At 70.7% G+C, this 12,360-nt stretch carries 11 protein-coding genes; 7 read left to right on the top strand and 4 right to left on the bottom strand.

Annotation, left to right across the window (positions count from 1 at the left end; translation table 11 throughout):
- Window positions 1-474: 474 nt before the first annotated feature.
- The 3 genes from SSMG_RS08255 (at window position 475) to SSMG_RS08245 (ending at window position 5,122) form a co-directional block, all read left to right on the top strand.
- Complete coding sequence (locus SSMG_RS08255) at window positions 475-1,185, top strand: serine protein kinase RIO (RefSeq protein ID WP_009074639.1); 711 nt, start codon at window positions 475-477, stop codon at window positions 1,183-1,185.
- 320 nt (window positions 1,186-1,505) lie between these two features.
- Window positions 1,506-3,233, top strand: coding sequence for a DEAD/DEAH box helicase (locus SSMG_RS08250; RefSeq protein ID WP_078560733.1), 1,728 nt, complete (start codon window positions 1,506-1,508; stop codon window positions 3,231-3,233).
- A 722-nt stretch (window positions 3,234-3,955) separates the two neighbouring features.
- Window positions 3,956-5,122, top strand: a complete 1,167-nt coding sequence (locus SSMG_RS08245) for an 8-amino-7-oxononanoate synthase (protein WP_009074635.1) — start codon at window positions 3,956-3,958, stop codon at window positions 5,120-5,122.
- 121 nt (window positions 5,123-5,243) lie between these two features.
- Here the strand turns inward: SSMG_RS08245 and SSMG_RS08240 are convergent, their stop codons facing one another.
- A complete protein-coding gene (locus tag SSMG_RS08240) occupies window positions 5,244-5,675 on the bottom strand; it encodes a GNAT family N-acetyltransferase (RefSeq protein WP_009074633.1) in 432 nt (143 codons plus the stop codon).
- Window positions 5,676-5,694: 19 nt separating this feature from the next.
- Window positions 5,695-6,513: a trypsin-like serine protease gene (locus tag SSMG_RS08235; RefSeq protein ID WP_009074631.1), complete on the bottom strand. Its 819-nt coding sequence runs from the start codon at window positions 6,511-6,513 to the stop codon at window positions 5,695-5,697.
- 172 nt (window positions 6,514-6,685) lie between these two features.
- On the opposite strand from SSMG_RS08235, the gene SSMG_RS08230 reads away from it, so the two are divergent.
- From SSMG_RS08230 to SSMG_RS08220, 3 genes are all read left to right on the top strand, one after another.
- Window positions 6,686-7,546 (top strand): M15 family metallopeptidase, encoded by an 861-nt coding sequence (locus SSMG_RS08230; protein ID WP_086024876.1) that lies wholly within the window; start codon window positions 6,686-6,688, stop codon window positions 7,544-7,546.
- A gap of 70 nt (window positions 7,547-7,616) precedes the next feature.
- Window positions 7,617-9,011 carry a mycothione reductase gene (locus SSMG_RS08225; protein WP_009074627.1) on the top strand — a complete coding sequence of 465 codons (1,395 nt, stop codon included), beginning with the start codon at window positions 7,617-7,619 and terminating at the stop codon, window positions 9,009-9,011.
- Between the two features lie 102 nt (window positions 9,012-9,113).
- Complete coding sequence (locus tag SSMG_RS08220; protein ID WP_009074625.1) at window positions 9,114-9,377, top strand: hypothetical protein; 264 nt, start codon at window positions 9,114-9,116, stop codon at window positions 9,375-9,377.
- Window positions 9,378-9,431: 54 nt separating this feature from the next.
- Here SSMG_RS08220 and SSMG_RS08215 read toward each other — a convergent pair whose 3' ends face one another.
- Window positions 9,432-10,676, bottom strand: a complete 1,245-nt coding sequence (locus tag SSMG_RS08215; protein WP_037712979.1) for an MFS transporter — start codon at window positions 10,674-10,676, stop codon at window positions 9,432-9,434.
- A 78-nt stretch (window positions 10,677-10,754) separates the two neighbouring features.
- Between SSMG_RS08215 and SSMG_RS08210 the strand changes: the two genes are divergently transcribed.
- Complete coding sequence (locus tag SSMG_RS08210) at window positions 10,755-11,429, top strand: FadR/GntR family transcriptional regulator (RefSeq protein ID WP_037712977.1); 675 nt, start codon at window positions 10,755-10,757, stop codon at window positions 11,427-11,429.
- A gap of 65 nt (window positions 11,430-11,494) precedes the next feature.
- On the opposite strand, the gene map is transcribed toward SSMG_RS08210, so the two are convergent.
- The gene (gene map / locus SSMG_RS08205) at window positions 11,495-12,352 is read right to left on the bottom strand and encodes a type I methionyl aminopeptidase (protein WP_009074619.1); all 858 of its coding nucleotides are present in this window, start codon (window positions 12,350-12,352) and stop codon (window positions 11,495-11,497) included.
- Window positions 12,353-12,360 lie beyond the last annotated feature (8 nt).

Raw genomic sequence — 12,360 nt, 5'->3', positions numbered from 1 at the left:
ACCCCCGGCCAACATCGCAGGCAGGAGACGCGAAATAAATCGGTTGCGCGAGTTCAACGCGGGCGGCAAAGGTAGTCGCCGTCCGGCGGGATGCCGTCGGCTGCCGGAAGAAAAGGGAAGGTGCGTCGTGGAGATTGTCCGGGCGCTGTCCTGCCCTCTTCCGCCCGCCCGCCTCGGCTAGAGCACGCGCTCGCCCGGTGGGCACCCTGAGCTAGGAGAACCCACCAGTGCGCGAGCACGACTTCGACGAATTTTCCGACGCCTCCGACTACTCCGACCGCCGGACGCGCCGTCGCCCCCGTTACGACGACCAGCCCGCCCCCGCCCGCCGGGGACGGCTCACCGAAGCCGAGCGAGTCCGTCTCGCCCAGCTTCGCGAAGACGCCTACACCGAAACCGAACTCCCCGACGGCGCCGACCGATGGACCAGCTGGGACGACGCCGACCAGGGCCCCGCATCCGCGGCCGGACTGGGTGGTCACCGAACTCGCCGCGGTCGACACCGACCTCGGCGTGCTCAAGACCGGCAAGGAAGCGGACGTGCACCTGCTGCGCCGCAACCTTCCCGGAGAGGACGGAGTCCTGCTGGCGGCCAAGCGATACCGCTCAGACGAGCACAAGCTGTTCCACCGCGACGCGGGTTACCTCGAGGGCAGGCGGATGCGCCGGTCCCGCGAGATGCGCGCGATGGCCGGGCGCACCTCGTTCGGCCGCAACCTGATCGCCGAACAGTGGGCGGTGGCGGAGTTCGCCGTCCTCAGTCGCTTGTGGACGATCGGCGCGCCGGTGCCGTATCCGGTGCAGCGGCACGGCACCGAGATCCTGCTGGAATTCCTCGGCGAACCGGACGGCACCGCCGCGCCCCGGCTGGCGCAGCTGCGGCCCGAACCGGACGAGCTGGCCGACCTGTGGGAGCAGGCCGTGTCGGCGCTGGAACTCCTGGCGGGACAAGGCCTCGCGCACGGCGACCTGTCCGCGTACAACCTCCTGGTGCACCAAGGCCACCTGATGGTGATCGACCTGCCCCAGGCGGTCGACGTGATCGCGAACCCGCGCGGCCGGGAATTCCTGGCCCGCGACGTCGCGAATCTCGCCGGCTGGTTCCACGGCCGCGGACTGTCCGAACGGGTCACCGACACCGATGACCTGCTGCGGGAACTGGAAACCGCGGCCGGTCTCGGCTGAGCAAGGCGGCGGGGCCGCGGGTGTGCGCCAGCCCACACCTGCGACCCCGCCCACAACCGCGCACCTGGGTGCGGGGCAACCGCGCTCTCTCAGGTAGAGTGTGTCAAGACCGCAACGGCGGCGTGGATGAGTTGGTGTCCGTCGCCTCCACAGTCCGCAGAAGGACTCGCGGCCATCCGAAGCAATTTCCGTCGGTGTGCCACGCCATGGCTCGGCGCACCGGGTCCGTCCCTGTGAACGCCCATCGCCACACCATCTTGCCCTGCCTGCGCGCGGGCAGCCCGGGCCTCCTTGCGACGTGCCACGTCCGAGAGGCATTTGTGACCATCACGTACGACTCCGGCCAGTCCGCCCGCTCCCGAGCGGGCCGCCCCGAGCGCAAGCCGCGGCACCGGCCGGCCGGTGGAGACGTTCTCCACGACGACACGGTGGAAACCCCCGCCGTGAAGACCTTCGCCCAGCTGGGCCTGCCCGAGCCGCTGCTGCGGGCGCTCGCCGAGGCGGGCATCGACGCCCCGTTCCCCATCCAGTCCGCGACCATCCCGGACGCGCTGGCCGGCCGCGACGTGCTGGGCCGCGCCCAGACCGGGTCCGGCAAGACGCTGGCCTTCGGCCTGGCCATCCTGGCCCGGCTCGACGGCGGCAAGGCCCGCCCGAAGCGCCCCCGCGCGCTCGTGCTGGTGCCGACCCGCGAGCTGGCCATGCAGGTCGCCGACTCGCTGACCCCGCTCGCCAAGTCCCTCGGCCTCTGGTGCCGCACCGCGGTCGGCGGCATGTCGTTCGGCCGCCAGGCGGAATCGCTCGCCCGCGGCGTCGACCTGCTGATCGCCACCCCGGGACGGCTGTCGGACCACGTCCGCCAGGGCACCGCCTCGCTCGGCGACTGCAACTTCATCGCGCTCGACGAGGCCGACCAGATGGCCGACATGGGCTTCATGCCGCAGGTCCGCGAGATCATGGACCTGACCCCGCCCGGCGGGCAGCGGCTGCTGTTCTCCGCGACGCTCGACGGCGACGTCGACAAGCTGGTCCGGCAGTACCTGGCCGACCCGGTCACGCACTCGGTCGCGCCGTCGACCGCGAGCGTCACCACCATGGACCACCACCTGTTCCAGGTCTCGCACTCGGACAAGCAGGACATCATCACCCGGATCGGCGCCCGCGAGGGCCGCACGATCATGTTCGTCCGCACCAAGCACCACGTGGACCGGCTCACCGAGCGGCTGCGCGAGAGCGGCGTGCACGCGGTGGCCCTGCACGGCGGCAAGACCCAGGGCCAGCGCAACCGCGTCCTCGCCGACTTCAAGGAAGGCCACGCGGCGGTCCTGGTGGCCACCGACGTCGCCGCCCGCGGCATCCACGTCGACAACATCTCGCTGGTGCTGCACGTCGACCCGGCCGCGGACCACAAGGACTACCTGCACCGCGCGGGCCGCACGGCTCGGGCGGGCGCGTCCGGCATCGTCGTCACCCTGGTGACGCACGACCAGCGGCGCACCGTCCGCCGGATGACCGACCGGGCCGGCGTGCGCGCCGAGACCACGATGATCCGCACTCACGACGAGGACCTGTCGCGCATCACCGGCGCCCGCGAGCCGAGCGGCGAGCCGGTGGTGGAGCGCCGCCGGGAGTCCCCGCGCCGCTCCGGCGGCCGAGGCTTCGGCAACGACCGCGGCGGCTTCCGAGGCTCGCGCGAGGGCGGCGGCTACCGCGGTTCGCGCGAAGGCGGCCGCAGCAGCTTCGGCGGCTCTCGCGAAGACCGCGGCGGTTACGGCTCGCGCGAAGACCGCGGTCCCCGCGAAGGCGGCTACAACCGTGGCTCGTACGAAGGCCGCGGCTCCCGCGAAGGCGGTTACGCCCGTGAGGGCGGCTACTCGCGTGAGGGCGGTCGCGAAGGCGGTTACGCCCGCGAAGGCGGCTACGCCCCCCGCGAAAACCGTGGCGGTGGCGGCTACAGCCGCAGCCGTCAGCAGTCCCGCTTCGGCGGTGGCGGCGCGGGTCGCCCGCAGCGCCCGAGCCGCGGCCCCCGCCGCGGACACGACGCCTGATTGATCCTCTGAAGAACGGCCCCGCTCCGGCGGGGCCGTTCTTCGTTTCCGGAGAAGTTTCGCCTGCTGAGGCGGGTCGCGCACCGCCAAGGCCAGCCCCGTGGGCACCGTGAGCCCGCAGCAGTCACCGCACCCCGAACGCCGCGCCCGGCCGGAGCCTTGCGCGCCGCCCACCCCCAGCCGCCGAGCCCGTGGCGGAAGGGCCATGCCCGCCCCGCCAACCCACAAAACATGCTCCGCCACAGCAGCCGTCGCCAAGCGGGAAACTCGCGTCCCGTAAAGCACGCCCTGCCGCTGCTCTCCTCGCGAGAGAAAGGCCTGGCCAGCTCGACCGCGTTCCGCCAGCCAGAACCCCGAAACCCGACTCCGCGACACCTCGATCGTCGCCGAACAGGTCCTTCGAAAGCCACGCCCGCACGCGACGGTCTTCGCCGAGGAAGGGGCGCGGCCGCCAGGCCAAACTCCAAGGACGCGCCCCGACAAGTCTGCCGTCGCCAGCGCCCACACCTCTGCTCAGCGAGCGTCACCGAACAGAGGTCTCACCCGCTAGCCCTGAAGCCCGACTGACCAGCACCCCGGCTCGTCACCGAACAGGGGATCTCGCCCGCCAACCAGGGACGAAGCCTCCCTCCAGCATCGTTTTCGTTGCCCCGCCCCGCTTCCCGTCGTTCCGCGGGCGGGGGCGGCAAACGCGGCACCCGGCCGGATGCGACACTGCCTGGGTGACTGACACTCCGCCGCTGCCGCCTGAGAACGTCTTCGACTGGCTGGAAACCGAAGGCCAGCGGCGCGCGGAAGCCGGTCTCTCCCGGCGGATGAACCCGCGTCCGGCGCAGCACGCCCTGCTCGACCTCGCGGGCAACGACTACCTCGGCCTCGCCCGCGACAAGCGCGTCGCGGGGGCAGCCGCCGCGGCCGCGTTGCGCTGGGGGGCGGGGGCCACGGGATCGCGGCTGCTCACCGGGTCCACTGAGCTTCACTCAGAGCTCGAACACGAGCTGGCCCGGTTCTGCGGGACCCAGGCGGCGCTGGTCTTCTCCTCCGGATTCACCGCCAACCTCGGCGCGGTGACGGCCCTGTCCGGGTCCGAATCCGCGATCGTCACCGACAAGTATGTGCATCCGTCGCTGGTCGAGGGCTGCCGGCTGTCCCGGGCGGACATCGCGGCCGTCGAGCACTCGACCCCGTCGGCGATCAAGCACGCGCTCGCGACCCGCCGCAAGCCGCGCGCGATTGTGGTTACCGATTCAGTGTTCTCGTTCGATGGCGAGCTTTCGCCGCTGGGCGAACTCGCCGAAATCTGCCGGGCGCACAGCGCTGCGCTGGTCGTCAACGACGAGCACGGCTTCGGCGTCCTCGGTGAAGGCGGCCGGGGCGCGGTGCACGCCGCGGGGCTGTCGTCCGCGCCGGACGTCGTCACCACGCTGACGCTCTCCAACGCCCTCGGCGCCCAAGGCGGCGCTGTGGTCGGCCCGCGACGCGTGATCCGGCATCTCGTCGACACCGCGCGCAGCTTCCTCTTCGACGCTGCTCTCGCTCCGGCCAGCGCCGCTGCCGCGCTGACTGCGTTGCAGGTGCTCAAGTCCGAGCCGGAGCTGCCGGCGAAGGTCATCGAGAACGCCGGGAACCTCGCGATGGGGCTCAAGAACGCCGGTCTGCCGGCCGATCTGCCGGAAGCCGCCGTGGTCGCCGTGCGGACGCCGTCGCCCCAAGCGGCCACCGCGTGGGCGGAAGCCTGTGCGGAGCAAGGGATTCAGGTCGGCTGCTTCCGCCCGCCCGCTGTGCCGGACGGCGTTTCCCGTCTGCGCCTCACCGCCCGCGCGGACCTGTCCGAGGCCGACGTCGACCGCGCGGTAAAGGTGATCGCGGCGACCGCGCCCCGCAGCTAACCCGGATAGTGCGCGGAATCCCGTTACCGGGCGGAAGCTCACGCACCACCGCCAATCCCCTGCGGTGCGGTGCGAAATCGCGGACCCAAACGTGTTCCGTCCGCGCCATCAACCCCCGTGATCAAGCCGGACGGCGCATGGTGACGTGCGGAATCCCGTCCTCCAGAAACTCCTCGCCCTCAGCCACAAACCCGAAGCGCGCGTAGAGCTTCTGCGCGTAAGTCTGCGCATCCAACACGAACTCCCCCGCCGCACCCTCCAACGCCGCAGCCATCAACTGCGCCGCCAGCCCCCGGCCGCGGGCCGACTTCGCCGTCACCACCCGGCCGATCCTCCGGCCGCCGCCCGGCTCGGCCAGTACTCGCAGGCAGGCCACGACGTCCGAACCCGAGGTCAGCCACAGATGCTCCGTTTCCGGGAGCAGGTCGAGCCCGTCGATGTCGGCGTACACGCAGTCCTGTTCCACCACGAACACGTCCGACCGCAGCCGGAGGATCTCGTACAGGTCAGCGGCGGCGAGGTCGGGCCCCTTGGCGCGGTGCAGAGTCGTCACGCCACCTGCTTAACACAGGTCAGCCGAACAGCCGCGGCTGGGATTGGGCCGCGATGTCGTCCGCGAACTGCGAAACCCGCGTGTACACCCCGGGCTTGCCCGGTTTTCCGCAACCGTCGCCGAAGGACACGATGCCGATCAGCGTGTCGCCCTCGACGAGGGGGCCGCCGGAGTCTCCCTGGCAGGCGTCCTGGCCGCCCTGCGGGTAGCCGGCGCACACCATGCTCGCCGGGTCGTACGAGTCGTAGGCCGTCTTGCAGGCGGAGTCGCTGACCAGCGGCACGTCGGCGCTGCGCAGCACGTCCGACCGCTGCCCGCCTTCGGAAAGCCGTCCCCAGCCGAGCACGGTCGCCCGCGTGCCTTCCGCGTACAGCGACTGGTCGCTCTTGCCCGCGACCTTCGCCGCTTGATACGGCAGCCGTCCGCGGACGGTGAGGACCGCGATGTCGTCGCCCTTCGTCGGGTCGCTGTAGTCCGGGTTGACCCAGACCCGCGAAACGCCGAGTTCCACGCCGTCGCTGCTGCGCTTGTCCTGCCGCCCGGCGACCACGTGGACCGACGACTTCGGCAGGGCTTTCGCGCAGTGCGCGGCGGTCGCGACCGCGGACGGGCTCACGATCACCGCGCCGCAGAACTGCGAACCGCTCTGGTCGGTGAGGTACACCGCGTACGGGTGGTCGGCCAGCGAAGCCTCGCTGCCGCCGACGATCCGGGGCTGTGCGTGCGAACCCGGGTCGGACGGCGTCGCCGCCCAGGCCGACCCGACCGGGACCGCGATCGCGGCGGTGAGCAGCGAGCCCGCCGCGAGCAGGACCGGACGACGGAACTTCGCGGGCATGGGCTTTCCCTTCATCGGCACTACGTCAGCACAGCCTGGACGCGCTCGGGAATCATTTGACTCCGGCGCGTGCACACACGGCCGCGATTACCCTAAACGGGCCAAGCCCAAAACGGTGTCACTGGAACGGGTGGACTCTCTATACACCGAGCGCATTCGCTTAGCTGGAGCCATGCGACGGAAAACAGCCGCGGCGGCCGGCGCGCTGATCGTCTTTCTGCTGGCCGGATGTGCCACCGGCACGCCCGCGGCTCCCCCGCCGAGTCCGTTGAGCGCGCCCTCGATGCCGCACAGTCCGACACTTCCGGCAACTCGGACAGCGACGAGCGCGCCCGCCGTCACCTGGCAGGTGGGTGCCCGCCCCTTGCCGTTGCGCCCGGACGGCTTCGGCGAAATCCAGCCGACTCCACCCGAACTGGTGAACCGCTCGCTGCCGACCCAGGACTTCCTCCCGCCGCCGGCCAGCACGACTTACACCGCGAAGATCGCCGAAGTCCCCGACGCCGTGCTCAAGCGCAGCACCTGGCAGGCCTCCTGCCCGGTGTCGTCGGGCGACCTCCGCTACGTCACGCTTTCGTTCTGGGGCTTTGACCGTCGCACGCACACCGGCGAACTGCTGGTTCGCAAAGACGCCGCACCAGCCGTGGTGAAAGCGTTCAGCGAGCTGTATGCACAGCAGTTCCCCATCGAGGAAATGCGCATCACCTCCCCCGCCGAACTCAACGCCCCGCCGACCGGCGACGGCAACAACACCAGCGCTTTCGTCTGCCGTCCGACCCGCGGGCAGAAAACCTGGTCCGCGCACGCGTACGGGCTCGCGGTGGACGTCAATCCGTTCTGCAATCCCTATACCAAGGGCGATCTCGTCGTCCCGGAGCTGGCATCCGCCTACGTCGACCGCGCGAGCGTGCGACCGGGGATGGTCACCGCGAACGGCCCCGTCGTGCGCGCGTTCGCGGCGGTGGGCTGGCAGTGGGGCGGGACCTGGACGTCGCCGGTCGACCGGATGCATTTCACAGCCAACGGCGAGTGATCCGGGAACACCCGGACCGTGCCGCGGAGTTGACTAGGCTGGCAGCAGACCGCTTTCGGGAAGGACCGCCGTGCCGCACTACGACCTGGTGATCATCGGGACCGGATCGGGCAACTCGATCCTCGGACCGGAGTTCGCCGACCTCCGGACGGCCATCGTCGAGAAGGGCGTGTTCGGCGGGACCTGCCTGAACGTCGGCTGCATCCCGACGAAGATGTTCGTCTACGCCGCCGACGTCGCCGCGACGCCCGCGGGCAGCTCCCGCTTCGGCGTGGACGAGGAGCTCACCGCGGTGCGCTGGCCGGACATCCGGGACCGGATCTTCGGCCGGATCGACCCGATCGCCGAGGGCGGCGCGGAGTACCGCGAAAACCACGAGGACAACCGCAACGTCGACGTCTACCGCGGCGAGGGCCGGTTCACCGGGATGAAGGAGCTGCGCGTCAGCTTCCCCGACGGCCGTCCGGACGAGGTCGTCACCGCCGACCGGTTCGTGCTCGCCGCGGGCGGGCGGCCGGTGCTCCCGGACGTGCCCGGGCTGGCCGAAACCGGCTACTACACCTCCGACACGGTCATGCGGCTCGACGCCCTGCCGGAACGCATCGTCATCCTGGGCGGCGGCTACATCGCGGCGGAGTTCGCGCACGTCTTCGCGTCGTTCGGCGTGGCGGTCACGGTGGTGAACCGCTCCGGCGCGCTGCTGCGGCAAGAGGACGCGGACATCAGCGCGCGGTTCACCGAACTGGCTTCGCAGCGCTTCGACGTCCGGCTGGACCGCAAGACGGTTCGCGCGCGCCGGACCGACAACGGGGTGGCGCTCGATCTCGAAGGCCCGCAGGGCGCGGAGACGGTCGAGGCCGACCTGGTCCTGGTCGCCACCGGCCGCAAGCCGAACTCCGATCTGCTCGACGTGGGCGCCACCGGCGTCGCCACCACCGAGCGCGGGCACGTCGTGGTGGACGACTACCAGCAGACGTCCGTCGAAGGCATTTACGCGCTCGGGGACATCTCGTCGCCGCTGGAGCTGAAGCACGTCGCGAACCACGAAGCCCGCGTGGTGCAACACAATCTGCTGCACCCGGACGACCGGATCAAGGCCGACCACCGGTTCGTGCCGCACGCGGTGTTCACCTCGCCGCAGGTGGCGTCGGTCGGGCTGACCGAGGCGCAGGCGACCGAACGCGGACTGTCCTTTGTGGTCTCGAAGCAGGACTACGCGGGCATCGCCTACGGCTGGGCGATGGAGGACACCACCGGTTTCGCGAAACTGCTGGCGGACCCGGCGACCGGACAGCTGCTGGGCGCGCACATCATCGGCCCGCAGGCGTCGACGGTGATCCAGCCGCTGATCCAGGCGATGAGCTTCGGCCTCGACGCGCGGTCGATGGCGCGCGGGCAGTACTGGATCCACCCGGCGATGCCGGAACTGGTGGAGAACGCGCTGCTGAACCTGCCGCTGGACTGACTCCGGGGCTACCGAGAGTTGATCGCGGCGGGGAGCGATTCCCGAATCGGGTAACATGGATGTCGCGTTGTTACTGTTCTCCGCGGAGGTGCGGGGACTGACATGACCGACATGATCGCCGGGGAAATCGTTGTGCCGGCGGAGGATTTGGCCGCTCGCTGGAGCGAGGTCACGGATCTCGAGCTGATGTTCGCCGTCCGGCGGGCCGAACTCGGGACGACGGCCGCGACAGTGGCGTTGCTGGAAGAGCTGCGGGCGAAGCCGTCCGAGTGGACCGCGGAATGCCTCGCGGTAGCGGTGGCCGCACTCGACGACGTGCGGCGCACCGGGCAGCTTCCCGAGCCGTTCCTGGCACCGCTGAATTAAAGGTTCGCGAGTGTTCAAGCCGGTGCGAATCGGCTTGAACACTCGCGAAATCCTTTACACGAACCGGCGCCGTCCGGACAGTGCGCCGAACACCATCTGCGTCACCATCACCACCAGCAGCACGATCAACGACACCGTCCAACTGCCCGTCGCGTCGTGCAGCAGACCGAACACGAACGGGCCCACCGCCGCCAGCAGGTAACCGAAACCCTGCGCCATTCCCGACAACCGCGCCGTTTCGGCGCCGGTGCGGGCGCGCAGTGCGATCACCGTCAGGGCCAGCGAGAAGACGCTCATCCCGATGCCGAGCAGGATGCTCCACAGCAGCGGCGAGAATCCGGGCGCGATGACGAGACCGAGCATCCCGGCCGCGCCGAAGACGCCCATTCCGACGATCCACGGGCTCTGGCTCTTCTGCCGCGCCGCGATCGGCGGGATCACCAGGCTGATCGGCACCGCGATCACCGAGATCAGGCCGAGCAGCAAACCGGCGTCGGCCTTGCTGACGCCCGCGTCGATGAAGACCTGCGGCAGCCAGCCCATCACGACGTAGGCGATGAACGACTGCAGGCCGAAGAAGATCGTGACGATCCACGCCAGCGGGCTGCGCATCAGCGACCGAGCGGGAGCCGAACCGGCGGCCGGACGCGGCGGGCGGCCGGTGCCGCGCGAGGCGATCAGCCACGCGACCAGCGCGATCGCCGACAGCACGCCCCAGCTGCCGAGCGCGGCGCGCCAGCCTCCGAGAGCCGATTCCAGCGGCGGGCTCAGCGCGGAACCCGCCGCGCCGCCGCCCTGCAGGGCCGCGGTGTAGACGCCGGTCATGAGCCCGACGCGAGCCGGGAACGAATCCTTGATGACCACCGGGATCAGCACGTTGACCAGCGCGATCCCGGCGGTGGCGACGAGCGTGCCGCCGAGCACGACGTACGGTCCGTCGAGCACCCGCACCACCAGGCCCGCGGTCAGCACCGCCAGCGCGAGGCCGATCGCCGGGCCGATGCCCAGGCGGCGCGACAGCACGGGCGCGGCCAGGCCGGCTCCGGCGAAGCAGAGGCCGGGCAGGGTCGTGAGGATGCTCGCCCACACCGCGGACGCGCCGAGCGTGCCGCGCATTTCCGCGAGCAGCGGGCCGACGCTCGTGATCGCCGGGCGCAGGTTCATCGCCGTCAGCACCACCGCGACCGCCAGCAGCACGCCGCCGGCCACCACGCCCGGCCGGCGACCGGCGGGCACCTCTTCCTCGAGGCTGCCTTCCAGTTCGAGTTCGAGCCGGTCGGAGTAGGTGGCGGTGGACACGGCTGCAGAGTCTCGGGAAGCGGCGGACATGTGCGCTACTATCGCATACATAGGATGATTGGATGAAGGGATCAGGCTGTGCCGTTGGCCACCACCCGCCGCGCCGGACTCGTCGACCAGGTCATCGAGCAGCTGCGCGACGCGGTCACCGCCGGAGAATGGCCGATCGGGCACCGGATCCCGACCGAGCCGGAGCTGTCCGCGCAGCTGGGCGTCGGGCGCAACACGGTCCGCGAGGCCGTGCGCGCGCTGGCGCACACCGGGATCCTGGAAGTCCGCCAGGGCGACGGCACGTACGTGCGCGCGACGAGCGAGGTCTCCGGCGCGATCCGCCGCCTGTGCGGGACGGAACTGCGCGAGGTGCTGCACGTGCGCCGGCTGCTGGAGGTCGAGGGCGCCCGGCTGGCCGCGACCGCGCGCACCGACGCGGACGTGGCCGAACTGCGCGTGCTGCTCGACCGGCGCGACACCGACTGGGACGAAGGCCGCCTCGACGATTTCGCCCGCAGCGACGCGGAATTCCACCAGGTCGTGGTCCGGTGCGGGCACAACGGGCTGCTGCTGGAGCTGTACCGCGGCCTGATGGAAGCGATCACCGCGAGCGTGGCGTCCACTTCGGACAATCCGGAGCACGCGGAGATGATCCGGCACCGGGAACTGGTGGACGCGATCGAAGCCCGCGACGCCGACCGGTCCGCCGCCGAGGCAGCGGGATTCCTGGACGAGCTGATCGCGCGGGCGGAGGACTTGTAGAAATCCGTGAAGGGCTCCTTGAGGGAATCTGATTCCCTCAAGGAGCCCTTCACGGACAGCTCGTCTTACGGGAGGGTCAGGATCTCCGCGCCGTCAGCCGTCACCACGAGGGTGTGCTCGAACTGCGCCGTCCACTTCTTGTCCTTCGTGGTGACCGTCCAGTCGTCGTCCCACAAGTCGTAGTCGATGGTGCCCAGCGTGATCATCGGCTCGATCGTGAAGGTCATGCCCTCCTCGATCAGCGTCTGCACCGACGGCTCCTCGTAGTGCAGCACCGTCGGCGCGGTGTGGAACGCCGGGCCGACGCCATGGCCGGTGAAGTCGCGGACCACGCCGTAGCCGAAGCGCTTCGCGTACGCCTCGATCACCCGGCCGATCACGTTGAGCTGACGGCCCGGGCGGACCGCCTTGATCGCGCGCGCGGTCGCCTCGCGGGTGCGCTCGACCAGGAGCCGCACCTCCTCGGAGACGTCGCCGGCCAGGAAGGTCGCGTTGGTGTCGCCGTGCACGCCGCCGATGTAGGCGGTCACGTCGATGTTGCAGATGTCGCCGTCCTCGATCACCGTCGAGTCCGGGATGCCGTGGCAGATCACCTCGTTCAGCGAGGTGCAGCACGACTTCGGGTAGCCGCGGTAGCCGAGCGTCGACGGATACGCGTGGTGGTCGAGCAGGAACTCGTGCACGACCTTGTCGATGTCGTCGGTGGTCGCGCCCGGCTTGACCGCCTTGCCGCCCTCCTCGAGCGCCTGCGCGGCGATCTTCGACGCGACCCGCATCGCCTCGATGACCTCGGGCGTGCGCACTCCGTTGCCGGTGTCCCGTTTCGGCGCCGGCCGGTCCACGTACTCGGGGCGGGCGATGTCGGCGGGGACGGCACGGCGCGGCGTCTGGACACCGGGCTTCAACGGGGCGCGAACGGACATGTCCCCAG

This window comes from Streptomyces sp. AA4, from assembly GCF_000158875.1.
Classification (GTDB): Bacteria; Actinomycetota; Actinomycetes; order Mycobacteriales; family Pseudonocardiaceae; genus Amycolatopsis.
This window is presented reverse-complemented; position numbering and strand designations above follow the sequence as displayed.

Excerpts from the sequence above, each read along its gene's own strand:
- SSMG_RS08220 (WP_009074625.1), top strand. The coding sequence starts at position 9,114 with ATGACCGACATGATCGCCGGGGAAATCGTTGTGCCGGCGGAGGATTTG.
- SSMG_RS08235 (WP_009074631.1), bottom strand. The coding sequence starts at position 6,513 with ATGCCCGCGAAGTTCCGTCGTCCGGTCCTGCTCGCGGCGGGCTCGCTG.
- SSMG_RS08230 (WP_086024876.1), top strand. The coding sequence starts at position 6,686 with ATGCGACGGAAAACAGCCGCGGCGGCCGGCGCGCTGATCGTCTTTCTG.
- map (WP_009074619.1), bottom strand. The coding sequence starts at position 12,352 with ATGTCCGTTCGCGCCCCGTTGAAGCCCGGTGTCCAGACGCCGCGCCGT.